Here is a 23,482-nt window from a genome sequence, read left to right as displayed (position 1 = left end):
GCCCCCGGACGCCGTCGTCCGGGGGCGGTCCCGCGTCCGGTGACCCGCGGGGGTCAGGTGTTGCAGCCGTTGACCGACGCGGCGAGACCGTCCAGGGCGTCCTTGATGTCGTCGCCCGGGGCGGTGGAGCCGTTCTCCACGAAGGAGAAGACCTTCCAGCGCCCGTCCTTCCCCGGCGTGATCCCGCTCAGGGCGATCGCGCCGGTGAGGGTACCGGTCTTGCCCCTGACCTCCCCCACCGCGCAACTCGAGTCCGGGGTGTCGAACCGGCCCCACTCGGGCCCCAGCGTGCCGCCCGCCTCGCCGGCGACGGGCAGACCGTCCGCGACGTGCCGGAGGACACCTCTGTGGCGGGGGTCGGTGGTCAGGTCGAGGATGTCCGCGAGGGTCCGCGCCGGGATGCGGGTGGCGCGGGACAGCCCGCTGCCGTCGTACATCTCGAAGTTCGCCAGGGACACCCCGTACGTCCCGCTCAGCACGTCCCGCACGACCGCCGTGCCGTCCTCGAAGGTGGCCGTGCGGCCGGCGCCGAGCGCGGTCGTCCGCAGCAGCGACTCGGCGATGTCGTTGTCGCTCACCTTGAGCATGTGCTTCACGATCGTGGACAGCGCCTCGGACCGGTGCTCGGCGACGAGGACGGCGCCCTCCCCGGCCGCACCGCGGGTGACGTCACCGCCGACCGTGACGCCACGGTCGGTGAGCAGTCCGGCGAAGACCTCGCCCGCGTCCAGCGCGGTGTCCTGGACGGCGCGTCCGTCCACCACCAGGGAGCGCACCGGCGCGATCTCGTTCGGGTAGTAGCCGGCGTTCCAGCCGGTGGCGAGGGCCGGCTCGGGGAAGAGGCTGTCGTCGACGCGGACCTCGACCGAGGTGAGACCGGCGTTCTCCAGTCCGGCGGCCGCGGCGTCGGCCAGCACGCCCAGGTCCTCGGTGGTCAGCGTGCGGTCTCCCCCGCCGACGAGGGTGAGCGTGCCGTCGGCGTAAACAACCTCGGTGGTGAGCCGGTGGTCGGGGCCGAGGACGGTCAACGCGGCGGTGGCGGTGGCGAGTTTGGTGTTGGAGGCCGGCATCAGCGCGGTGGCCGCGTCGTGGTCCCAGATCACCTCGTCCGAGGCGGCGTCGATGACGACACCGCTGAGATCCGTGCCCAGCCGCGGGTCGTCGATCCGGGCGTCGAGGGCGTCCGCGATGCCGCGGTTCACCGAGCCGGGGCCGGTGGCGTCCGCGCCGGGCCGGACGGACTTCACGAACGCCGGCTTGTCACCGCTCTCACCGGCGTCCTCGGAGGGAAGCGACACGTTTCGGTGCGCGCGGTCCTGAGAGACGGCGTCGGTGGCGAAGGCGGACGGAGCGCTCAGCATCGTCGCGGCGACCGGCGCCGTGGCCGCGACCACGATCGCCCGGCGGACGGACGGACTCATCTCCTTGGGCTTGCGATGACGGCCACCGCTGGTGGCGAGACCCGGAAGACTGGGCGGCATGGGGGGATCCTCACCGGGGGCGGACCGAACCGAGACGTTCGGTCGCTGTCCCCGGCACAACCGCTGGAGGGCCGGATCGGTTCAACACCACGACGGCCCGAGCGCGCGGAAACGGTGTGGCTTCGGCCACACCGGATGCCTCACCCGGACACACCCGCCTAGCGGCCGGCGTGATCGGGCCACGTCGGCCCTCCCCCGGCGGTACCGCTGCGAAGCGGTGCCCTGGACGCCGCGCCACGCGACGTTCACCCTCCCCGACACACTGCCGGGGGAGGGGCCCCGAACGCCGCTACGCGACGTTCACCCTCTGTCCGGGCGGGGCCGCCTCGAGCCAGGCGAGGAAACCGGTCAGCGCGTCCTCGCTCATCGCGAGCTCGAGACGCGTGCCCCGGTGCAGACAGGCGAGGATCACCGCGTCCGACAACAGCGCCAACTCCTCCTCGCCCTCGGGGAGGCGCCGGCCGGCCACCTCGATCGCGGAACGCTCCAGGACGCGGCGCGGACGGGGCGCGTACGAGAAGACGCGGTACCACTCGACCCGGTCCCCGTTGTAGCGGGCCACCCCGTAAGCCCAGCCCTTGCCGCCGGAGTCACCGGCCGTCTCCGGGGCCTCCCAGCGCAGGCTGCAGTCGAAGGTGCCGCCGGAACGCTGGATGAGCCGGCGGCGCAGACCGAAGACGAAGAGCCCCGCCACCATGAGCGCCACGACAATTCCGCACACAGTCAGAGCGAGGACCATCGACACCGACCTCCTCGTCTCCTAGGTAACGGAACGGAAAAATCATCCAGATCTGCCTCAGCCGCGACCGGCTCCGGATCGCTCCGGTGCCGGCCGCGGCTGAGTGACGTCAACTCATCGGGCTGATATCAGCGCCCCGCCGTCGCCGCCCGCAGGCGGACATCCGCGCGGCGCTCGGCGTCGGCGTCGTCCTCCGCCTTCGCGCGGGCGAGTTCCTCTTCCGCGCTCTTGACGTCGATCTCGTCCGACAGCTCGGCGGTCTCGGCCAGCAGCGACAGCTTGTCGTCCGCGAACGAGATGAAACCGCCGTGCACCGCGGCGACGACCGTCCCGCCTTCGCGCGTACGGATGGTCACCGGGCCCGATTCCAGCACACCGAGCAGCGGCTGGTGACCGGGCATGACGCCGATGTCGCCGGACGTGGTGCGCGCGACGACCAGGGTGGCCTCGCCGGACCAGACCTCTCGGTCGGCCGCGACCAGCGCGACGTGCAGCTCAGCAGCCAAGGTGGCTCCTCGGGTCACCACCCGGCGGTTGTGCCGGGTGTTGGTTACAAGTCTAGTAGGCAAGGAAGAGGGGGCGGGACGCAGCCCGCCCCCTCAGGAGTGAGCCGTGGGACTCACATCGGAATCCGGGGGTCAGGAGACGCCCAGCTCCTTCGCGTTCTTCTTCAGGTCCTCGATGCCACCGCACATGAAGAACGCCTGCTCCGGGAAGTGGTCGTACTCACCGTCGCAGATCGCGTTGAACGCGGCGATCGACTCGTCCAGCGGCACGTCCGAACCGTCCACGCCGGTGAACTGCTTGGCGACGTGGGTGTTCTGGGACAGGAAGCGCTCCACGCGACGGGCACGGTGGACGACGAGCTTGTCCTCCTCGCCGAGCTCGTCGATACCGAGGATCGCGATGATGTCCTGCAGGTCCTTGTACTTCTGCAGGATGTTCTTCACGCGCAGCGCGGCGTTGTAGTGGTCCGCCGCGATGTACCGCGGGTCGAGGATGCGGGACGTCGAGTCCAGCGGGTCCACGGCCGGGTAGATGCCCTTCTCGGAGATCGGACGGGAGAGCACCGTCATCGCGTCGAGGTGGGCGAAGGTGGTGGCCGGGGCCGGGTCGGTCAGGTCGTCCGCGGGGACGTAGATCGCCTGCATCGAGGTGATCGAGTGACCACGGGTCGAGGTGATGCGCTCCTGGAGGAGACCCATCTCGTCGGCCAGGTTCGGCTGGTAGCCCACCGCGGAGGGCATACGGCCGAGCAGCGTCGACACCTCGGAACCGGCCTGCGTGAAGCGGAAGATGTTGTCGATGAAGAACAGCACGTCCTGCTTCTGGACGTCACGGAAGTACTCGGCCATGGTGAGGCCGGCCAGCGCGACGCGCAGACGGGTGCCCGGGGGCTCGTCCATCTGACCGAAGACGAGCGCGGTCTTGTCGATGACGCCCGACTCGCTCATCTCGTCGATGAGGTCGTTGCCCTCACGGGTGCGCTCACCGACACCGGCGAACACCGACACACCGTCGTGGTTGTTGGCGACGCGGTAGATCATCTCCTGGATGAGCACCGTCTTGCCGACGCCGGCACCACCGAACAGACCGATCTTTCCACCCTTGACGTACGGGGTGAGAAGGTCGATGACCTTGACGCCGGTCTCGAACATCTCGGTCTTCGACTCGAGCTCGTCGAAGTTGGGCGCCTTGCGGTGGATCGGCCAGCGCTCACCCGTGTACTGCTCGTCGCTGTTCAGCACCTCACCGAGGGTGTTGAACACCTTGCCCGTGGTGAAGTCGCCGACCGGCACGGAGATGGCGGAGCCCGTGTCGGTCACCGCGGCCTGGCGGACCAGACCGTCGGTGGGCTGCATGGAGATGGTGCGGACCAGGCCGTCACCCAGGTGCTGGGCGACCTCCAGGGTCAGCGTCTTGAGCTCACCCTCCTTGGCCGGGTCGGCGACCTCGACGTGGAGGGCGTTGTAGATCTCCGGCATCGCGTCGACGGGGAACTCCACGTCGACGACCGGGCCGATGACCCGGGCGACGCGGCCCGTGGCCGTCGCGGTCTCAACAGTGGTGGTCATTAGTTGTCACTCCCCGCGTTCGCGTCGGCCAGGGCACTGGTGCCACCGACGATCTCGCTGATTTCCTGGGTGATTTCGGCCTGGCGGGCCGCATTGGCACGACGGGAGAGCGTGTGGATCAGCTCGCCCGCGTTGTCGGTGGCCGACTTCATCGCGCGCCGCGTGGCGGCGTGCTTCGAAGCGGCCGACTGGAGCATCGCGTTGTAGATCCGGCTCTCGACGTACCGCGGCAACAGGGCGTCGAGGACGTCCTCCGCCGACGGCTCGAAGTCGTACAGCGGCAGGATCTCGCCCTTGGCGGACGTCTCCTGGGCGGCCTCTTCGAGGCGCAGCGGAAGCAGCCGGGAGTCGACCACCGTCTGCGTCATCATCGAGACGAACTCGGTGTAGACGATGTGGAACTCGTCCACGCCGCCGTCGGCCGTCTCGTTCTCGATGGCCTCGATCAGCGGGGCCGCGACCTTCTTGGCGTCCGCGTACGAGGGCTCGTCGGTGAAGCCCGTGAACGTCTCCGCGATCGTGCGCTCGCGGAAGTTGTAGTGGGCGACACCGCGCCGGCCGACGATGTACGTGTCGACCTGCTTGCCCTCGCGCTCCAGGCGCTCGGTCAGCTGCTCCGCCGCCTTGATGGCGTTGGAGTTGAAGGCGCCGGCCAGACCGCGGTCGCTCGTGAGGAGCAGGACCGCGGCACGGGTCGGGCTGTCCGCCTCCGTGGTCAGCGGGTGCTTGGTGTTCGACCCGGTTCCGACCGCCGTGACCGCGCGGGTGAGCTCCTGCGCGTACGGCGCGGAGGCCGCCACCTTGCGCTGCGCCTTGACGACGCGCGAGGCGGCGATCATCTCCATCGCCTTGGTGATCTTCTTGGTCGCGGTGACGGATCGGATGCGACGCTTGTAGACCCGGAGCTGGGCTCCCATGAGTCAGGTCCCTTCCTTACGTCACTTGGCGGCGGACGGGGCGTCCTCGCCGAGCAGCTTGCCGTCGCTGGTCTCGAACTGCTTCTTGAACTCCGCCACGGCGTCGGCGACCGCCTGGATCGTGTCGTCGGACATCTTGGCGCCCTCACGGATGGAGGTCATGAGGCCCTGCTCCTTGCGGTGCAGGTACTCAAGGAGCTCCTTCTCGAAGCGGCGGATGTCGGCGACCGGCACATCGTCCATCCGGCCGGTGGTGCCGGCCCAGACGGAGACGACCTGGTCCTCGGTGGCCATCGGCTCGTACTGGTTCTGCTTCAGCAGCTCGACCATGCGCTGACCGCGCTCCAGCTGCGCCTTCGACGCGGCGTCCAGGTCGGAACCGAAGGCGGCGAACGCCTCCAGCTCACGGAACTGGGCGAGGCCCACGCGCAGACGGCCGGAGACCTGGCGCATCGCCTTGTGCTGGGCGGAACCGCCGACTCGGGAGACGGAGATACCGACGTTCAGCGCGGGGCGCTGACCGGCGTTGAACAGGTCCGACTCCAGGAAGCACTGGCCGTCGGTGATGGAGATGACGTTGGTCGGGATGAACGCCGACACGTCGTTGGCCTTGGTCTCGACGATCGGCAGACCCGTCATCGAGCCGGCGCCCTCCGCGTCGGAGAGCTTGGCGCAGCGCTCCAGCAGGCGGGAGTGCAGGTAGAAGACGTCGCCCGGGTAGGCCTCGCGCCCCGGCGGGCGGCGCAGCAGCAGCGACACGGCGCGGTAGGCGTCGGCCTGCTTCGACAGGTCGTCGAAGATGATCAGGACGTGCTTGCCCTCGTACATCCACTGCTGGCCGATGGCCGAGCCGGTGTACGGCGCCAGGTACTTGAAGCCGGCCGGGTCGGACGCCGGGGCGGCCACGATGGTCGTGTACTCCAGCGCGCCGTTCTCCTCCAGCGCACCGCGTACGGACGCGATGGTGGAGCCCTTCTGGCCGATGGCGACGTAGATGCAGCGGACCTGCTTCTTCGGGTCGCCGGAGCGCCAGTTGTCACGCTGGTTGATGATCGTGTCGACGGCCAGGGCGGTCTTGCCGGTCTGGCGGTCGCCGATGATCAGCTGACGCTGACCACGGCCGATCGGGGTCATGGCGTCGACGGCCTTGTAGCCCGTCTCCATCGGCTCGTGCACCGACTTGCGCTGCATGACCGTGGGGGCCTGCAGTTCGAGGGCACGGCGGCCCTCGGTCTCGATCTCGCCGAGGCCGTCGATCGGGTTGCCGAGCGGGTCGACCACACGGCCGAGGTAGCCCTCGCCGACCGCGACGGACAGGACCTCGCCGGTGCGGGTGACCGGCTGGCCCTCCTCGATACCGCTGAACTCACCGAGGACGACGGCACCGATCTCGCGCTCCTCGAGGTTGAGGGCGAGGCCGAGGGTGCCGTCCTCGAACTTCAGCAGCTCGTTGGCCATGGCCGAGGGAAGACCCTCGACCTTCGCGATGCCGTCGCCGGCAACGGTGACCGTACCGACTTCCTCGCGCGAGGCCGCGTCCGGCTTGTACGACTGGACAAAGTTCTCCAGCGCGTCCCGGATCTCCTCCGGCCGGATCGTGAGCTCCGCCATCTGAGTTCCCTGCTCTCCTTGTTGGGCCCGAAGTTTCACTTTGGGGGGATGGGGACTCCCCCCTGGAAGAGGTGAATCCTCTGCACGGCCCAACCAGGGCCGTAATTGCGTACTGCTGATGAAGTGTGTGGTGCTCAGCTCGCCAGTCGGCGGCTCGCGTCCTCGAGCCGGTCCGCCAGGGAGCCGTTGATGACTTCGTCACCGACCTGCACCCGGATCCCGCCGACGACCGCGGGGTCGACGTCGAGGTTGAGGTGCATCCGGCGGCCGTAGAGCTTCGCGAGGACATCGCCCAGGCGCTGCTTCTGCCGGTCGCTCAGCGGTACCGCGGAGGTGACGACGGCCACCATGCGGTCCCGGCGCTCGGCGGCGAGCTTGGACAGGGACTCCAGTCCCGACTCCAGGCTACGTCCCCGGGGCGCGGTCACCAGACGCGTCACCAGACGCTCGGTGGCCGCGTTCGCCCTGCCCCCGAGCAGGCTGCGCAGCAGCTCGCTCTTGGAGGAGACCGGGGCGCTCCGGTTGGTCAGCGCGGCGCGCAGCTCGGTGCTGGAGGAGACGATCCGGCCGAACCGGAACAGCTCGTCCTCGACGTCGTCGAGCGCACCGGCCTTCTGGGCGGCGGTGAGGTCGGCGACGTCCGCCAGCTCCTCCATGGCGTCCACCAGGTCGCGGGACTGCGACCAGCGGGTGCGCACCATGCCGGCCACCAGGTCGGCGGCCGGGCCGCTGACCTGCGAGCCGAGCAGGCGCCGGGCCAGTTCGGCCTTGGCCTCGCCGGGCTGCGCCGGGTCGGTGAGGACCCGACGCAGCGACACCTCTCGGTCGAGCAGCGCGGTGACTGCGGCCAGCTCACCGGCGAGCGAGCCGGCGTCCGCGGACGTGGAGTCCGTCAGCGCGTCGAGACGCTCGCGGGCGGCTGCCAGGGCCTCGCGGCTCGCTCCGTTCATCGTGCGGCCTCGGCCTTCTGGTCGAGCTCGTCGAGGAACCGGTCGATCACACGGCTCTGCCGGGCGTGGTCCTCGAGGGACTCGCCGACGAGCTTGCCGGCCAGGTCGGTGGCGAGCTTGCCGACGTCCTGGCGCAGCGCGGACGCGGCGACCTTGCGGTCGGCCTCGAGCTGCGTGTGACCGGCGGCGACGATCTCCTCGCGCTGCCGCTGTCCCTCGGCCCGCATCTCGGCGATGAGCGCGGCACCCTGCTCCTGCGCCTCCTGGCGCAGACGCGCGGCCTCGTGCCGGGCCTCGGCGAGCTGAGCCTTGTACTGCTCAAGGACGCTCTGGGCCTCGACCTTCATGGTCTCGGCCTCTTCGATACCGCCTTCGATCGCCGCGCGGCGCTCCTCCAGAACCTTGTTGATGTTCGGGAGCAGCTTCTTCCAGAAGAAGAAGAACACGATGGCGAAGGCGATGGTGCCGACGAGCAGCTCGGGGCCCGGAGGAAGAAGCGGGTTCTGCTCCTCCTCGGCCGCCAGCTGCACCAGGTTGGCGATCACATCAGTGCCTTTCGTCGAAACGTGTCGGTGAGTAAGGGTTCTTACTGGCCGAACACGAACGGCATAACGATGCCGATGAGGGCGAGCGCCTCACAGAAGGCGAAGCCGAGGATCTGGTTGGCGCGGATGAGGCCGGCCGCCTCGGGCTGGCGGGCGAGGGCCTGGGTGCCCTGGCCGAAGATGATGCCGATACCGATGCCAGGGCCGATGGCGGCGAGGCCGTAACCGATGGAACCGATCGAGCCGGAGACAGCGGCGAGGGTCTCAGTGGCAGCCATGCTGGATCTTCCTTCTCTTTACATGGACCGGTGGGGGTTGGCCACCGGACGATTGGGGTGCGGAGTGGTGGTGGCTCAGTGGTGCTCGGCGAGAGCGCCCTGAACATAGGAGCAGGCCAGCAGGACGAAGACGTACGCCTGGACGGCCTGGACGAAGAGCTCGAAGAGGATCATGACGACGGTCATGACGAACGAGACACCGGCGGCCGGGATCATCCAGCTGTTCAGCAGGTACCAGCTGGCGACGGTGAACATCACGAGCAGCAGGTGGCCGGCGAACATGTTGGCGAAGAGCCGGACGGCGTGGGTGAAGGGCCGGACGAGGACGTTCGAGAAGAACTCGATGACCACGACGAGCGGCAGCACCGCACCGAGCGACTTGTCGTAGCCGGTGAGGTTCTTGAACCCGCCCACGAAGCCGTGCTTCTTGAACGTGATGGCGAGCCACGTCACGTAGACGACCACGGCCAGCACCATCGGGAAGGCGATGATCGACGACACCGGGAACTGGGCCAGCGGGATCACGGACCAGATGTTCATGATCCAGATGAAGAAGAACAGCGAGACCATGAGAGGGACGTACTTCTCGCCCTCCCTCTTGCCCAGGGTCTCGTAGACGATGCCGCGGCGGACGAAGTCGTAGCCGGCCTCACCGACCATCTGCAGCTTGCCCGGCACCACTTTCGCCTTGCCGAAGGCCGCGTAGAAGAAGCCAATGACGAGGACGGTGGTGATGAGCGCGAGCAGCATCACCTTGTTGAACTCGAACCCGCCGACAGTCGCGATCGGCTGGAAGAGGAACGAGTGCAGGCCCGGAGCCGGAAAACCACACCCGTTGTCGGACATGATCCGACAGCTCCAGTCAAAGGCGAGCTGGGTCTGGTCAGCACTCACCACGGGCTCCTTCGGCGTGACGCATAGGTACGGCAACCTCGTTGTGTCGGCGCGGCGCAGGGCCGCGGGTCGGCACCGGACAGGTGTTACGGATGTGGGGGCGGCTGTGGGGCATCGAGCCTCGCGATCGCTCAGGCGTCAACTCGGATGCCCGCGCCCGCGATGCCGCAGTTGGCACCGGACGATAGCAGGAGTTCTCACCGGCCTTTATCGCGCCCCTACCCGTCACGACGACGGCCCCGTCTTCTCGGACTTGTCACTCTTCGCGGGCTCGGGATCGACGTAGAAAAGCTTGGCCTTCATGTGCGCACGGGCCTGCGCGGCCATCCACACGAGGGTCGCCACGACGAGCGAGATCGCGAACGTCTTCGGGTTGAAGAGTGAGGTGTCCTTGAAGATCGCGACGAAGATCATGAGCAGCAGGAGCTGTGCGACGTAGAGCATCAGACCCATGGCCTGGAACAACTGCGGGAGCGACTTCGCCGTCCACTGCAGGACGTACAGGCCGATTCCCATGAACAGGATGGCCAGCACGGTTCCGACAGTCGCGCCGAGGGCGCCCTTGCCGCCGGCCACCGCGGCGCTGACGGCGACGGCGACCGCACCGGCAGCGGCTGTGGGTACAGCACACTGCAGAAGGTTCCGGGCGTCATGGGACGGCATGGCGGCAACTCCGCATTTCACAGGGGGCAGGGTGTCGTCATGGACGAGCGTAGACCCCCGGGCCGAGTGGGAATTCCTCGCACCGATGAACCGTCGCACTGCGGCTCTTCGGCTCTATCCGGGGTTCTCGTGAACGGTATCACAAACTATTTGATGCAGTCTTTACCTGCCAGGTGTGCCCGGCGTCACACATGAGAGTGAACGCGCGCGCCCGAGCGCCTATCCGGCCGCTATGTCTGATATAGCGCGCTTTGCACCCCCAATGACTCCCCATCGGGGTCCCACGACTTGGCAATGCTCTAGCCGGATTCTTACCTTGACCGTGACCGGTCGGCCAGGCGTGCGCGGGAGCCGACGGCGGTCGCCCCGTTGACGCCGGAGACGCCCGCGGCCACCGGGGTGCGCTCGCGGGAGGCTTCCTCGTCAACTCCCGCCGCCTCAGGGGCCGATGATGCCTCCACAGCGGTCTCCGGGGCCCGCCGGCGGCGGTACCGCGGCGGCACGACGGCCTCCGCCCAGCGCGGGGCCCGCGGGGTGAACCGGGGCAGCAGCAGCAGGAGCAGGCCGAGCGTCGACAGGATCACCACACTCAGCACGATCCACATCGACGCCGAGTTCACGGAGTACGTGAGCGCGCCGAAGGCGATCAGCGCCGACCAGAAGTACATGATCAGCACGGCCCGGCTGTGCGAGTGGCCGATCTCCAGCAGCCGGTGGTGCAGATGACCCCGGTCCGCCGCGAACGGCGACTGACCGCGCCAGGTGCGCCGCACGATCGCCAGGATCAGGTCGGCGGCCGGCACCGCGATGATGGTCAGCGGCAGCAGCAGCGGGATGTAGACCGGCACCGTCTGGTGCACGGCCTCCTTCTCCGAACCGGCGAACAGCTTCAGCGCGTCCGGGTCGACCTGCCCGGTGACGGAGATGGCTCCGGCCGCCAGCACCAGGCCGATGAGCATCGAGCCGGAGTCGCCCATGAAGATCCGCGCGGGATGCATGTTGTGCGGCAGGAAGCCCAGGCACATGCCCATCAGGATCGCCGAGAACAGCGTCGCCGGAGCGGCCGCCTCGATGCCGTACGAGTACCAGATGCGGTAGGCGTACAGGAAGAACGCCGCCCCCGCGATGCACACCATGCCGGCCGCGAGACCGTCCAGCCCGTCCACGAAGTTGACCGCGTTGATGGTGATGACGACCAGCGCGACCGTGAGCAGGGTGCCCTGCCACTGGGTGAGCGCGACCGAGCCGACGCCCGGGATCGGGAGCCACAGGATCGTCAGACCCTGCATGACCATCACACCGGCGGCGATCATCTGGCCGCCCAGCTTGATCAGGGCGTCGATCTCGAACTTGTCGTCCAGGACGCCGATCAGCCAGATCAGCGCCGCCCCGGAGAGCAGCGCCCGCGGCTCGTTGGACTTCTCGAAGAGCTGGTTGAGATTGGTGAGGTGGTCGGCGACCAGCAGACCGGCGCACAGACCGAAGAACATCGCGATACCGCCGAGCCGCGGAGTGGGTTCCCGGTGCACGTCACGGGCCCGGATCTCCGGCATCGCCCCGGCCACGATCGCGAACTTCCGTACCGGCCCGGTCAGCAGGTACGTCACCGCCGCCGTGACGCAGAGCGTCAGCAGGTATTCACGCACAGGCTTCCCCACAGGTCTCGCTGGCCATCACAGCCCCACACCCTAGCGAGGCGCGCATACGAGTGGGGACTTCCGGGTAGCGACGATGGTTGCACGTGTGGCTGTGCATCCGGTGCGCCTACCCCGTGGCGGCCCTCTCAGCGCGGGTACGGGGGGAACGCCGCCGTCAGCTCCCGTACGTCCTCACGGGCCCGCACGGGGTCCGTCCCGCCCCGCACCACGCTCGCCAGCAGCCCCGCGGTGAACGTCATCTCCCGGGCGCCCATGCCCTGGCTGGTCACGGCCGCGGTCCCCGGGCGCAGCCCGCGGGCGTCGTCGTGCGGAAGCGCGCAGCAGTCCAGGACCAGACCGGCCGCCGCGAGCCGGCCGCGCGCGGTGCGTCCGTCGACGCCGAGCGGCGCAGGGTCGACGGTGAGCAGATGGGTGTCCGTGCCGCCGGTGGTGACGGCCGGCCCTTCGGCTGTCAGCGCGGTGGCCAGCGCCCGCGCGTTGGCGACCACCTGGTGCGCGTACGCGGCGAACGCCGGGGTCGCCGCCTCCCCGAACGCCACCGCCTTGGCCGCGATGGTGTTCATCTGGGCACCGCCCTGGGTGAAGGGGAACACCGCCCGGTCGACGCGTTCGGCCAGTTCGCCGCCGCACAGGAGCATGCCGCCGCGCGGGCCCCGCAGCACCTTGTGCGTCGTCGCGCACACGATGTCCGCGTACGGCACCGGGCTGGGCGCCACGCCCCCGGCGACCAGGCCCATGGGGTGCGCGGCGTCCGCGATGAGATAGGCACCGGCCTCGTCGGCGACCTCGCGGAAGAAGGCGTAGTCGATGTGGCGGGGGTAGGCGATGGAGCCGCAGACGATCGCCTTGGCACGGTGCGTACGGGCCAGGGCGCGGACCTGCTCGTGATCGATGAGCCCACTCTCCGCGTCCACGCCGTAGCCGACGAAGTCGAACCAGCGGCCGGAGAAGTTGGCGGGCGAGCCGTGGGTGAGATGGCCGCCGTGGTGCAGGCCGAGGGCGAGCACGGTGTCACCGGGGCGCAGCAGGGCGGCGTAGGCGGCGAGGACGGCGGAGGAGCCGGAGTGCGCCTGCACGTTAACGTGTTCGGCGCCGAACAGCGCCTTGGCACGCTCCACGGCGAGGCGCTCGGCGACGTCCGCGAATGAGCAGCCGCCGTGGTGCCGGTTGCCCGGGTATCCCTCGGCGTACTTGTTGGCGAGGTGGGAGCCGAGGGCGGCCAGCACGGCCGGCGACATGAAGTTCTCGGCGGCGGTCAGCTGGAGCGTGGTCGACTGCCGCTCCCGCTCCCCCAGCAGCACATCGGCCAGCTCGGGATCCTGCCGCCGCAGGACATCGGCCTCAAGAACATGACTGACCACCATCACGAACTCCCGGACGTCGGCACTGACGTACGCCCAATGTGGGCCGCCCCCACCCACAACGCCCCCGCTACTACACCCACCCGCCTCGCTGTGGGCAGTCGTTCCGCTGGGGCGGAACGGGTGGGCACAGCGGAACAACGCCGGAGACCCTGAAAACCCGCCCCCGCCCCCGGAGACCTACGCCCGCGCGCGCACCCCGGTCAGCGCCGTGACCACAGGATCCAGCGCCTCGAATATCTCGTCCCCGATGGACTGGAAGAGCGGCAACGGCGCCCCGTACGGGTCGTACACCTCGTCCGCCTCGGCGGTGGGCGCCAGCAGCCACCCCCGCAGCGCCGCGGCCGCCCGCACCAGCGCCCGTGCACGCATGACCAGCCCCTCGTCCAGCGAGGGCAGCGTGGCCGGGTCGATGGCGTTGACGAGCCGCGTGAACTCCTTCAGCGTGAACGTCCGCAACCCCGCCGAATGCCCCATGGAGATGACCTGCGCCCGGTGATCCCGCGTGGCGGTCAGCACCAGGTCCGCCCGGATCACATGATCGTCCAGCAGTTCCCGCCCCACGAAGCCGGAGGCATCCGCCCCGAACTCCGCCAGCACGGTCTCCGCGTGCGCCTCCATCGCCGCACCCTCGTGCCCCCACGTCCCCGCGCTCTCCACGATGAGCCCACCGCCCAGGATGCCCAGCCGCTGACCGACGAAATGCCGGGTCAGCCGCTCGGTGATGGGCGAGCGGCACACGTTTCCGGTACTGACGTGGAGGATGCGGAAGGTGTCGCGCGGAAACCCGAAGGTCGTCGTCATCTCCGCGCTGGATTCTTCGATGCCTATGCCACGCCCCGCCTCAGGGGCCGTCAATTCGCCACCTCGAGGTCGGGTACCACCTTGCGCAGCTCGTCCGGCGAGATCGCGCCCTCGCGCAGCAGCACGGGCACGGGGCGGGTGACGTCGACGATGGAGGAGGGCACGTTGCCCGGGGTGGGCCCGCCGTCGAGGTACACGGAGACGGAGTCGCCGAGCATCTCCTGCGCGGCGTCGCAGTTCTCCGGCGCCGGGTGGCCGGTCAGGTTCGCCGACGAGACGGCCATCGGCCCGACCTCGGTGAGCAGTTCGATGGCGACCGGGTGCAGCGGCATCCGCACGGCGACGGTCCCCCGGGTGTCCCCGAGGTCCCACTGCAGGGACGGCTGGTGCCGGGCGACGAGCGTCAGCGCGCCCGGCCAGAAGGCGTCGACCAGTTCCCAGGCCATCTCGGAGAAGTCGGTCACCAGGCCGTGCAGCGTGTTCGGGGAGCCGATGAGGACGGGTGTGGGCACGGAGCGCCCCCGGCCCTTGGCGTCCAGCAGATCGGCGACGGCCTCCGAGGTGAACGCGTCGGCGCCGATGCCGTACACCGTGTCCGTCGGCAGCACCACGAGCTCGCCCCGGCGGACGGCGGACGCGGCTTCACGCAGACCGGTCGCGCGGTCGGTCGCGTCGTTGGTGTCGTATCGCCGAGCCATCTGGCGGGCCTCCTCGTACGGGTGCTGCTGGGGGGATGAAGTATGCGGGACGCTCACGGCAGCGCCTTGCGCGCGGTGGCGAACCGGGGTCGCCTGTTCAGGTCGGGGTGGTCGGCCGCGTCGGCCCATCCCCGTTCCTCGGCGAAGATCCACGGGACCTGGCCGCCCTGGGTGTCGGCGTGCTCGACGACGACCACTCCGCCGGGACGCAGCAGCCGGTGCGCGGTGCGCTCCAGGCCGCGGATCAGCTCGAGCCCGTCCTCGCCGGAGAACAGCGCCAGGTCGGGGTCGTAGTCGCGGGCCTCCGGGGCGACGTACTCCCACTCGGTGAGCGGGATGTAGGGCGGGTTGGAGACGACCAGGTCGACCTGTCCGTCGAGGTCGGGGAAGGCCGTCAGGGCGTCTCCCTGACGCAGCTCGACCCTGGACCCCTCCATGTTCCTGCGCGTCCACCTCAGGGCGTCCTCGGACAGCTCCACGGCGTACACGCGCGAGCGCGGCACCTCCTGTGCCAGCGCCAGCGCGATCGCGCCCGATCCGGTGCACAGGTCGACGATGCACGGCTCGACGACGTCCATCGCGCGGACCGCGTCTATCGCCCAGCCGACCACCGACTCCGTCTCGGGCCGCGGCACGAACACCCCGGGCCCGACCTGGAGCTCCAGGTAACGGAAGTACGCGCGTCCGGTGATGTGCTGGAGCGGCTCGCGGGCCTCGCGGCGGGCGATGACCTCCCAGTACCGGGCGTCGAAGTCGGAGTCCTTCACGCCGTGCAGCTCGCCGCGCTTGACGCCGTGCACGAACGCGGCGAGCTCCTCCGCGTCGGTGCGCGGCGAGGGCACGCCGGCGTCGGCGAGCCGCTGGGTGGCCTGGGCCACCTCGGCGAGCAGCAGGTTCACTGGTCCTCCGGACTGTCTACGAGGGTTCCGCGGCTTTGCGCGGCTTTGCGCGGCTTACGCGGCGGCGAGCTTGGCGGCCGAGTCCGCGTCGACGCAGGCCTGGATCATCGCGGCGAGGTCGCCGTCCAGGACCTGGTCCAGGTTGTATGCCTTGAAGCCGACGCGGTGGTCCGAGATGCGGTTCTCCGGGAAGTTGTACGTACGGATCTTCTCGGAGCGGTCGACGGTGCGGACCTGGCTGCGGCGGGCGTCGGCGGCCTCCCGTTCCGCCTCCTCCTGCGCCGCGGCGAGCAGCCTGGAGCGCAGGATGCGCAGTGCCTGCTCCTTGTTCTGCAGCTGGCTCTTCTCGTTCTGGCAGGAGGCGACGACTCCGGTCGGGATGTGTGTGATGCGCACGGCGGAGTCGGTGGTGTTGACGGACTGCCCGCCCGGCCCGGAGGACCGGTAGACGTCGATGCGCAGGTCGTTCGGGTTGATCTCGACGTCGACCTCCTCGGCCTCGGGCGTCACCAGGACCCCCGCCGCGGAGGTGTGGATACGGCCCTGCGACTCGGTGGCCGGCACACGCTGCACACGGTGCACGCCGCCCTCGTACTTCAGCCGCGCCCACACGCCCTGGCCGGGCTCGATCTGCCCGCGGGCCTTCACCGCGACCTGGACGTCCTTGTAGCCGCCCAGCTCGGACTCGGTGGCGTCGATGATCTCGGTCTTCCAGCCGACGCGCTCGGCGTAGCGCAGGTACATGCGCAGCAGGTCGCCGGCGAACAGGGCGGACTCGTCGCCGCCCGCGCCCGCCTTGATCTCGAGGATGACGTCCTTGTCGTCGCTGGGGTCGCGCGGGACGAGGAGCAGCCGCAGCTTCTCGGTGAGCTCCTCGCGCTGCTGCTCCAGCTCCTTGACCTCGGCGGCGAAGTCGGGGTCGTCGGCGGCGAACTCACGCGCGGTCCCGATGTCGTCGCCCGTCTGCTTCCAGGAGCGGTACGTGGCGACGATCGGGGTGAGCTCGGCGTAGCGCTTGTTCAGCCTGCGCGCGTTGGCCTGGTCGGAGTGGACCGACGGATCGGCGAGCTTCGTCTCCAGATCGGCGTGCTCGGCGACGAGTTCCTCGACGGCCTCGAACATCTTGGGCTCCTGCTGGTACGTGGGTGAAGGGCGGGCGACCAAAAACGCCGGCCCCGGCCTGCCCCCGGGCGGGGGCGCGGCCGTGGACCGGCGCTAGGGCCTGCCCGGCGGATCAGGTCGGAGGAGATCCGCCGTACCTCTTGGTGCCGGTGAGCGGGGCCTGGTGCGTGCAGCTGCAAGGCGGAGGAAAGAGCCGACGCGATGGGGGTCCCTCCCGCGCGAGCGAAGCCGAGCGTGGGGGAGTCGGCGACTGACGACAACGCCGCAGATGTGCGTGCCAGGCCCCGCGTCTCCGACAGGATCCGCCGGGCAGGCCCTAGGTGACTCGCTACTTCTTGGAGCCGGCGGCCTTGCCGAAGCGGGCCTCGAAGCGGGCCACACGGCCACCGGTGTCGAGGATCTTCTGCTTGCCCGTGTAGAACGGGTGGCACTCGGAGCAGACCTCGGCACGGACGGTGCCGCTGGAGATCGTGCTGCGGGTGGTGAACGACGCGCCACAGGTGCAGCTGACCTGCGTCTCGACGTACTCGGGGTGGATGTCGCGCTTCAAGGTGTCTCCTAGGTTCGGGAGGGCGCCGGGTCGCAACCGCTCGGTGCGGGAGCGTGAACCGGGGCCGACGTACCAGTCTGCCAGGACTGGGGCCATCCCCCAAAACGAGGGGTGGGGCCGGCGTATTCCCCCAGCCGGCCGACCGGCACCGCGGCCCTCCCGGCACACCGGTGGCCCGGCGGGTGAGCGGTGCGCGCACCGTTCACCCGCCGGGCCTGCCGACGTTCAGCCGGACATCAGCCGAAGATGTCGTAGTACTGGAAATTCGTGCCGACGGAGATCCGCGGTGAGAAGAGCGCCCCGGAGGTCGCCTGGGTGCCCCGGTACAGGTACATCGTGCCGCCGGGGGTACGGGCCAGGAAGTCGGCCTTGCCGTCGCCGCTGACGTCACCGACCGCGTCGAAGGCGTTGTACGTGGTGTTCTTCCAGGTGGCCATCGTGATCCGGCCGCCGGAGAAGGACCCGGCGCCGGCCTTGCCGGTGCCCTTGTAGATGTACACGACGCCGGTGCTCTTGACGCGGGCGACGAGGTCGGTCCTGCCGTCACCGGTGAAGTCGCCGTGACCGCGCACGAAGTCGAACCCGTTCCAGCCCGTGCCGGTCTTCAGCCGGGTGGAGAAGGTGCCGTTGCCGTTGCCCGGGTAGGTCCACAGCACGCCGGCGGAGTCCACCATCAGCAGGTCGGGCACGTAGTCGCCGGTCACATCGCCCGGGGTGACGATCCGGGTGACGGACTTCCAGTTCCTGGAGAGCAGCTTGGTGGACCAGCTGCCGGCGGAGATGACGTAGTGGGACCAGTAGAGGTCGCCGGTGTCGCCGCGCCGGAACACCAGGTCCTGGTAGCCGTCGCGGTCGAGGTCGGTCTGCAGGACGAGGTTGACGCCGCCCCAGTCCCCCCACGTCTCGTTGACGCCGAAGGAGGTGCCCCGGGAGTTCCTGGAGTAGCCGACGCCGGTCGACTTCTTGCGCAGCCACAGGTCGGCCCGGCCGTCGCCGTTGATGTCGGTGTCGTCCAGGCGCGGGTAGGTGACGCCGGCGTAGTCGGTCACCTTGGTGAAGACGCTGTAGGCGCCCTCCGCCACGCAGTCCTCGACGCCCCAGGAGACGACGCCCACGATCCGGTTGTTCACGACCAGCGGGCCGCCGGAGTCGCCGTTGCAGGCGGAGGTGGTGCCTTCGTCGCTGCCGGTGGCCGGCGTGCCGGCGCAGACCATGTGGCCCTTGACGAAGTCGGTGCCCCAGGCGTCGGTGCACGTGGCGTCCGACTGGATGGGCAGCGTGGCCGTCCTCAGCGTCTCGGAGACGTCCGGGCTGGTGGAGCTGGTGCGGCCCCAGCCGTAGACCTTGGCGCCGGTGCCGGCGGCGTAGGAGGCGGTGTCGCCGGCGGTGGTCATGCGGATCGGGGTGGCCCGCACGGGGGCGGGCAGGGTGAGCACCGCGATGTCGTTGTCGATGGTGCTCGCGTTGTACGCCGGGTTGTTCCACTGCCGCCAGACACCGCTGACGGTGCCGCCGTGCAGGTCCCCGTTCTCGGAGGGGAGCTGGGCGGTCCCGGTGACGATCGCGCCGTTGGCGTGCCAGTCGTAGCCCTTGACGCAGTGCGCGGCGGTGAGGATCTTCGTCGGCGCCACGACGGCGCCGCTGCAGAAGAGGCCGATGTCGTCGCTGGTGCTGGTGGTGCCCCGGTCGTCGTAGTAGTGCAGCTGCGCCATCCAGGGCGCCGAGGTGATGCTGGTGGTGGTGCCACCGATGATCTTCGCGTCGATGGCGGAGTCGGGGTTCGCGCTCTTGCTCAGCGGCGACTTGTCCGTCTCGCCCGCGATGTCGTCGCCCGCCATGGCGCCGACGACGCGACGCGTCAGCTCGGTGAGCGACGGCGCCTCCATCGCGGGGTTGACGGTCGGCTCCGGCAGCGCGGGTGCGGCGACGGCGGGCGTGGTCAGCAACGCGGCGCCGACGGCCGCCGCGACACCGGCCGCGGCGACGGGCAGGGCGATACCGAACCGGCGTCTGTACCGACCGCCCCCGGACAGGGATGTACCCATTCAATTCCCCCCTCGGGATGGTGAGTTCGGGCCAGGATCGGGTTCTGGAGAACGGCCCGAAGCAGCGTGATCGTACACCTGTCCGACGACACCGGGAGACGAATAACGGCCGCCCTGCGAACAGGACGGCCATCGGTGCGCCTCCGGGGAGATGCGGAAAGGTATTCAGCTGTTCACGCGCACGCGGCCGGGCGGCCGCGTGCGCGGGCACACGTACGCGCGGGCGCGAGCACACACATGTACGGACGCGGGCACGCACGCACGCGTCGGCGCGGGTGGCCAGAGGTCACCCGCGCCCGTTGTGCGCTCCACGCCCCGCGAACGGCGGTTCGCGGGGTTCCGGCGAGCGTCAGTCGCCGTTGCCCGGCGCCGGCGTCGTCTTCTGGATCTGCATCAGGAACTCGGCGTTCGACTTCGTCTGCTTCATCTTGTCGAGCAGCAGCTCGACCGCCTGCTGCTGGTCGAGGGCGTGCAGCACCCGGCGCAGCTTCCAGACGATGGCGAGCTCGTCGGGGGCGAGCAGGATCTCTTCCTTACGGGTGCCGGACGCGTCGACGTCCACCGCCGGGAAGATGCGCTTGTCGGCGAGCTTCCGGTCGAGCTTGAGCTCCGCGTTGCCGGTGCCCTTGAACTCCTCGAAGATGACCTCGTCCATGCGGGACCCGGTGTCCACCAGGGCGGTGGCGAGGATGGTCAGCGAGCCGCCGTCCTCGATGTTGCGGGCCGCACCGAAGAAGCGCTTCGGCGGGTAGAGGGCGGTCGAGTCGACACCACCGGACAGGATGCGGCCGGAGGCCGGGGCGGCGAGGTTGTACGCACGGCCCAGACGCGTGATCGAGTCGAGCAGCACGACGACGTCGTGACCCAGCTCCACCAGGCGCTTGGCGCGCTCGATGGCGAGCTCGGCGACCGTGGTGTGGTCCTCGGCCGGACGGTCGAAGGTCGAGGAGATGACCTCGCCCTTGACCGACCGCTGCATGTCGGTGACCTCTTCCGGACGCTCGTCGACCAGGACGACCATCAGGTGGCACTCGGGGTTGTTGTGGGTGATCGCGTTGGCGATCGCCTGCATGATCATGGTCTTGCCGGTCTTCGGCGGGGCCACGATCAGTCCGCGCTGGCCCTTGCCGATCGGCGACACGAGGTCGATGATCCGCGTGGTCAGCACGCCCGGGTCCGTCTCCAGACGGAGGCGGTCCTGCGGGTACAGCGGAGTGAGCTTGTTGAACTCCGGGCGGCCGCGGCCGTGTTCGGGCGCCATGCCGTTGACGGAGTCGAGACGGACCAGCGCGTTGAACTTCTCGCGCCGCTCGCCGTCCTTCGGCTGGCGGACCGCGCCGGTGATGTGGTCGCCCTTGCGCAGGCCGTTCTTGCGGACCTGGGCGAGGGAGACGTACACGTCGTTCGGACCGGGCAGGTAGCCGGAGGTGCGGATGAAGGCGTAGTTGTCGAGGATGTCCAGGATGCCCGCGACCGGGATCAGGACGTCGTCCTCGTTGATCTGCGGCTCCTGCACCTCGTCGCGGCCACGGCGGCCACGGCGGTCGCGGTAGCGGCCGCGACGGCCACGGCGGCCGCCGTCGAAGTCGTCGTCGTCCTGCTGACGGTCCTGCCGGCCGCCGCCCTGCTGGTTCTGCTGACGACCGCCGCCCTGCTGCTGGTTCTGCTGCTGGTCGTCGCCCCTGTTGCGGCGGTCACCGCGCTCGCCGCGGTCACCACGCTCGCCGCGATCCCCACGGTCACCGCGATCCCCACGGTCGCGGCCGCGCTCACGGCGGTCGCGGCGGCGGCCCTCGCCGCCCTCCTGGTCGGACTTGCCCTCGCCCTGCTGCGACTGCTGCTGGGCCGGGGTCTCGGTCCTGGAGTCGGTCTTCGCCTCGGGGGTGACCGTCTCGGCCGCGGCGGCCGGGGCACCGGCGTCGGCGGTGGCGCGACGGCGGCGGCGCTCGGCGGGAGCGGGCTCCTCGGCCGGCTCGGCCGCGGCCTTCGGAGAGGGCTGGCCAGGAATGTCGATCTGCTGCTGGGCCGCGGCCTTCTCGGCGGGGGCCTGCTCGTCCTTGGCCTCGGCCTTCTTCTCCGCGGTGTCACCCGTACGGGTCCGCGAGGTGGCGCGACGCTTCGGCTTGGTCTCGGGGGCGGACTCGGCCTTGGCCGGTGCCGCTCCGGCGGAGGCGGCCCCTCCGGCGGCCTGCGCCTCCTTGATGACCTCGATCAGCTGGCTCTTGCGCATCCGCGCGGTGCCCCTGATGCCGAGGCCGGTTGCGACCTGTTGCAGCTCGGCCAGCACCATGCCCTCGAGGCCGGTACCGCGGCGCCGCCGGGAGCCGGCACCGGAGGCAGGCGCGGCAGCGTCCGTGGCGGGCGCGGCAGCGGTCTCCTCGACACGTGCGCCCATCAGATCGGTGGTGTCGCTCACGAAGGGTCCTTCCCTGGAGCGGACGTCGGCCTGTCTGGCTCGGCGACCGGTTGTGCTGTCCGGCATCGGTCCTTGCTGTGCGAACCGTGCCGGGGCGGTTGTCCGCCTGTGCGGCGGAAGGGATTTCTGGTGATGGCGCTTCCTCGAGCCGTGGCACCGTGTGTCACGTGGCGTGGCAGCACCGGTTCCGGAGCTCCCCCTGAGGGGCTAGCCCCGCCGTCGGGCCGTTCAGCGTCCGCGTACGACGTACTGCCCGCATACGTAGCAGTGAACACTGTGCGGCTTGGGGGGCTCCCGGAAGAATGTCTGTCCCTGACGGGGACGCGAGGCACCTCGCCATGGTGGGGTCGGGTGCAGACTTGAGGTTAACACTACCGGATCCAACAAACATTCCCCCTCTCCAAATCCGGCAACCGTGTGTCAGGCGGCGAGCGGAAGCACGCTCGCTCCGTGGGCGTCGAGGCTGAGCCGGTTGGCGGCCCACTCGTCGCCGGCCAGTGCTTCGACCTTGTCGGCCGTGTCGGCGTCCGCCAGCGCCATGACCGTGGGTCCGGCGCCGGAGATCACGGCGGGGATGCCGTCCCCGCGCAGCCGTTCCACCAGGGCGGCGCTCTCCGGCATGGCCGGGGCGCGGTACTCCTGGTGCAGACGGTCCTCGGTGGCGGGCAGCAGCAGCTCGGGGCGCCTGGTCAGGGCCTCGACGAGCAGGGCGGCACGGCCCGCGTTGGCGGCGGCGTCGACATGCGGCACGGTGCGCGGGAGCAGTCCGCGCGCGGTCTCGGTGAGGACCGGCTTCCCGGGCACGAAGACCACCGGAACGACGGAGCCGGCGGGCTCCATCCTGATCGCGCGGGCCGCGCCGCGCTCCATCCAGGACAGGGTGAATCCGCCCAGCAGACAGGCGGCGACGTTGTCGGGGTGGCCCTCGATCTCGGTGGCCAGTTCGAGCAGCGCGGTGTCGTCGAGCCGGCTGTCGGCGCCTATCGTCACGGCGCGGGCGGCGACGATCCCGGCGCAGATGGCGGCGGAGGAGGAACCCAGGCCCCGGCCGTGCGGGATGCGGTTGGCGCAGACGATCTCGAGGCCGCGCGGCTGCCCGCCGAGCAGGTCGAAGGCGGTGCGCAGGGAGCGTACGAGGAGATGGCGCTCGTCCCGGGGGAGGGTCTCGCCGCCCTCGCCGGCGATGTCGATGTGCAGCCCGGAGTCGGCCACCCGGACGACCACGTCGTCGTACAGCCCCAGCGCGAGGCCGAGGGCGTCGAAGCCCGGGCCGAGGTTGGCGCTGGTGGCGGGGACGCGCACCCGGACGGCGGCGGCGCGGAACGCTGGACCGGCCATCGCTCGAAAACTCTCCTTGAGCTGCGTGCCTGTCGAACGGCATTCGACGGACACGATGGACACGATGGACATTCGATGACGTACGAGAACCCCTGGGGCCGCCGCCGACCGGGGTGGCCGGCCGCTTTCCGGGCCGTCTCCCGGCCACTTTCCGGACCATGGAGACGACGTACTACCGCTGCATATGCGGCGGGCGGGTTCAGTACAGCTTATCGAAGGAAGGTTCACTGGCGACATAGGGCGCACAGGAGGCGCTCGATGCGTGTCGAGAGCCCCCCGTGCATCCATCGTAGGCAACTTCCCCAGGTGAACGCGCCCTTACGCCGTCCCTGTACACCCGTCCCGCCGGCTCCGCCGCCCGGTGGCGCCCCTGGCCGGACGGAGCCCGGACGGAGCCCGGACGGAGCCCGGACGAGGGCGCGGCCGCCTGCCCGCGAG

Annotated in this window: 21 protein-coding genes; all 21 read right to left on the bottom strand. The window is 70.0% G+C overall.

Annotated elements, in window-relative coordinates; genetic code table 11:
- Positions 1 to 53 precede the first annotated feature (53 nt).
- A complete protein-coding gene (gene dacB / locus B9S61_RS08195) occupies positions 54 to 1,481 on the bottom strand; it encodes a D-alanyl-D-alanine carboxypeptidase/D-alanyl-D-alanine-endopeptidase (protein ID WP_258039594.1) in 1,428 nt (475 codons plus the stop codon).
- Between the two features lie 289 nt (positions 1,482 to 1,770).
- On the bottom strand, positions 1,771 to 2,220 hold the full coding sequence (locus tag B9S61_RS08190; RefSeq protein ID WP_103541646.1) for a DUF2550 domain-containing protein: 450 nt from the start codon (positions 2,218 to 2,220) through the stop codon (positions 1,771 to 1,773).
- A gap of 128 nt (positions 2,221 to 2,348) precedes the next feature.
- Positions 2,349 to 2,726 (bottom strand): F0F1 ATP synthase subunit epsilon, encoded by a 378-nt coding sequence (locus B9S61_RS08185; protein ID WP_103541645.1) that lies wholly within the window; start codon positions 2,724 to 2,726, stop codon positions 2,349 to 2,351.
- A 132-nt stretch (positions 2,727 to 2,858) separates the two neighbouring features.
- Positions 2,859 to 4,295 carry a F0F1 ATP synthase subunit beta gene (gene atpD, locus B9S61_RS08180; RefSeq protein ID WP_103541644.1) on the bottom strand — a complete coding sequence of 479 codons (1,437 nt, stop codon included), beginning with the start codon at positions 4,293 to 4,295 and terminating at the stop codon, positions 2,859 to 2,861.
- On the bottom strand, positions 4,295 to 5,212 hold the full coding sequence (locus tag B9S61_RS08175) for a F0F1 ATP synthase subunit gamma (protein ID WP_103541643.1): 918 nt from the start codon (positions 5,210 to 5,212) through the stop codon (positions 4,295 to 4,297). The genes atpD and B9S61_RS08175 overlap by 1 nt, the downstream gene beginning before the upstream one ends.
- 21 nt (positions 5,213 to 5,233) lie before the next feature.
- On the bottom strand, positions 5,234 to 6,823 hold the full coding sequence (atpA, locus tag B9S61_RS08170; RefSeq protein ID WP_103541642.1) for a F0F1 ATP synthase subunit alpha: 1,590 nt from the start codon (positions 6,821 to 6,823) through the stop codon (positions 5,234 to 5,236).
- Positions 6,824 to 6,957: 134 nt separating this feature from the next.
- Positions 6,958 to 7,773: a F0F1 ATP synthase subunit delta gene (locus B9S61_RS08165; RefSeq protein WP_103541641.1), complete on the bottom strand. Its 816-nt coding sequence runs from the start codon at positions 7,771 to 7,773 to the stop codon at positions 6,958 to 6,960.
- Positions 7,770 to 8,318, bottom strand: a complete 549-nt coding sequence (locus tag B9S61_RS08160; RefSeq protein WP_103541640.1) for a F0F1 ATP synthase subunit B — start codon at positions 8,316 to 8,318, stop codon at positions 7,770 to 7,772. Before B9S61_RS08160 ends, B9S61_RS08165 begins: the two co-directional genes overlap by 4 nt.
- A 41-nt stretch (positions 8,319 to 8,359) precedes the next feature.
- A complete protein-coding gene (gene atpE / locus B9S61_RS08155) occupies positions 8,360 to 8,596 on the bottom strand; it encodes an ATP synthase F0 subunit C (RefSeq protein WP_103541639.1) in 237 nt (78 codons plus the stop codon).
- 75 nt (positions 8,597 to 8,671) lie between these two features.
- Complete coding sequence (atpB, locus tag B9S61_RS08150; protein ID WP_103541638.1) at positions 8,672 to 9,442, bottom strand: F0F1 ATP synthase subunit A; 771 nt, start codon at positions 9,440 to 9,442, stop codon at positions 8,672 to 8,674.
- A gap of 273 nt (positions 9,443 to 9,715) precedes the next feature.
- Positions 9,716 to 10,153: a hypothetical protein gene (locus B9S61_RS08145; protein WP_103541637.1), complete on the bottom strand. Its 438-nt coding sequence runs from the start codon at positions 10,151 to 10,153 to the stop codon at positions 9,716 to 9,718.
- Positions 10,154 to 10,464: 311 nt separating this feature from the next.
- Entirely contained in the window at positions 10,465 to 11,799 is a 1,335-nt protein-coding gene (locus B9S61_RS08140) for an MraY family glycosyltransferase (protein ID WP_103541636.1), read from the bottom strand.
- Positions 11,800 to 11,936: 137 nt separating this feature from the next.
- Positions 11,937 to 13,175 (bottom strand): serine hydroxymethyltransferase, encoded by a 1,239-nt coding sequence (gene glyA, locus B9S61_RS08135; RefSeq protein WP_103541635.1) that lies wholly within the window; start codon positions 13,173 to 13,175, stop codon positions 11,937 to 11,939.
- Positions 13,176 to 13,352: 177 nt separating this feature from the next.
- Positions 13,353 to 14,030 carry a protein-tyrosine-phosphatase gene (locus B9S61_RS08130; protein ID WP_103541634.1) on the bottom strand — a complete coding sequence of 226 codons (678 nt, stop codon included), beginning with the start codon at positions 14,028 to 14,030 and terminating at the stop codon, positions 13,353 to 13,355.
- Positions 14,027 to 14,674: an L-threonylcarbamoyladenylate synthase gene (locus B9S61_RS08125; RefSeq protein ID WP_103541633.1), complete on the bottom strand. Its 648-nt coding sequence runs from the start codon at positions 14,672 to 14,674 to the stop codon at positions 14,027 to 14,029. The genes B9S61_RS08130 and B9S61_RS08125 overlap by 4 nt, the downstream gene beginning before the upstream one ends.
- A gap of 53 nt (positions 14,675 to 14,727) precedes the next feature.
- Positions 14,728 to 15,573, bottom strand: coding sequence for a peptide chain release factor N(5)-glutamine methyltransferase (prmC, locus tag B9S61_RS08120; RefSeq protein WP_103541632.1), 846 nt, complete (start codon positions 15,571 to 15,573; stop codon positions 14,728 to 14,730).
- 54 nt (positions 15,574 to 15,627) lie between these two features.
- Positions 15,628 to 16,695 (bottom strand): peptide chain release factor 1, encoded by a 1,068-nt coding sequence (prfA, locus tag B9S61_RS08115; protein WP_103541631.1) that lies wholly within the window; start codon positions 16,693 to 16,695, stop codon positions 15,628 to 15,630.
- A 328-nt stretch (positions 16,696 to 17,023) separates the two neighbouring features.
- Positions 17,024 to 17,245, bottom strand: a complete 222-nt coding sequence (gene rpmE / locus B9S61_RS08110; RefSeq protein ID WP_016438250.1) for a 50S ribosomal protein L31 — start codon at positions 17,243 to 17,245, stop codon at positions 17,024 to 17,026.
- Positions 17,246 to 17,481: 236 nt separating this feature from the next.
- Positions 17,482 to 19,290, bottom strand: coding sequence for a trypsin-like serine protease (locus B9S61_RS08105; RefSeq protein WP_103541630.1), 1,809 nt, complete (start codon positions 19,288 to 19,290; stop codon positions 17,482 to 17,484).
- Between the two features lie 349 nt (positions 19,291 to 19,639).
- Positions 19,640 to 21,706, bottom strand: a complete 2,067-nt coding sequence (gene rho / locus B9S61_RS08100; RefSeq protein ID WP_103541629.1) for a transcription termination factor Rho — start codon at positions 21,704 to 21,706, stop codon at positions 19,640 to 19,642.
- Between the two features lie 420 nt (positions 21,707 to 22,126).
- Positions 22,127 to 23,044, bottom strand: coding sequence for a homoserine kinase (thrB, locus tag B9S61_RS08095; protein WP_103541628.1), 918 nt, complete (start codon positions 23,042 to 23,044; stop codon positions 22,127 to 22,129).
- Between the last annotated feature and the right edge of the window lie 438 nt (positions 23,045 to 23,482).

It is taken from the genome of Streptomyces sp. SM1 (genome assembly GCF_002910825.1).
Classification (GTDB): domain Bacteria; phylum Actinomycetota; class Actinomycetes; order Streptomycetales; family Streptomycetaceae; genus Streptomyces; species Streptomyces okerensis.
The sequence above is the reverse complement of the archived record's forward strand: the minus strand, read 5'-3'. Positions and strand labels throughout refer to the sequence as shown.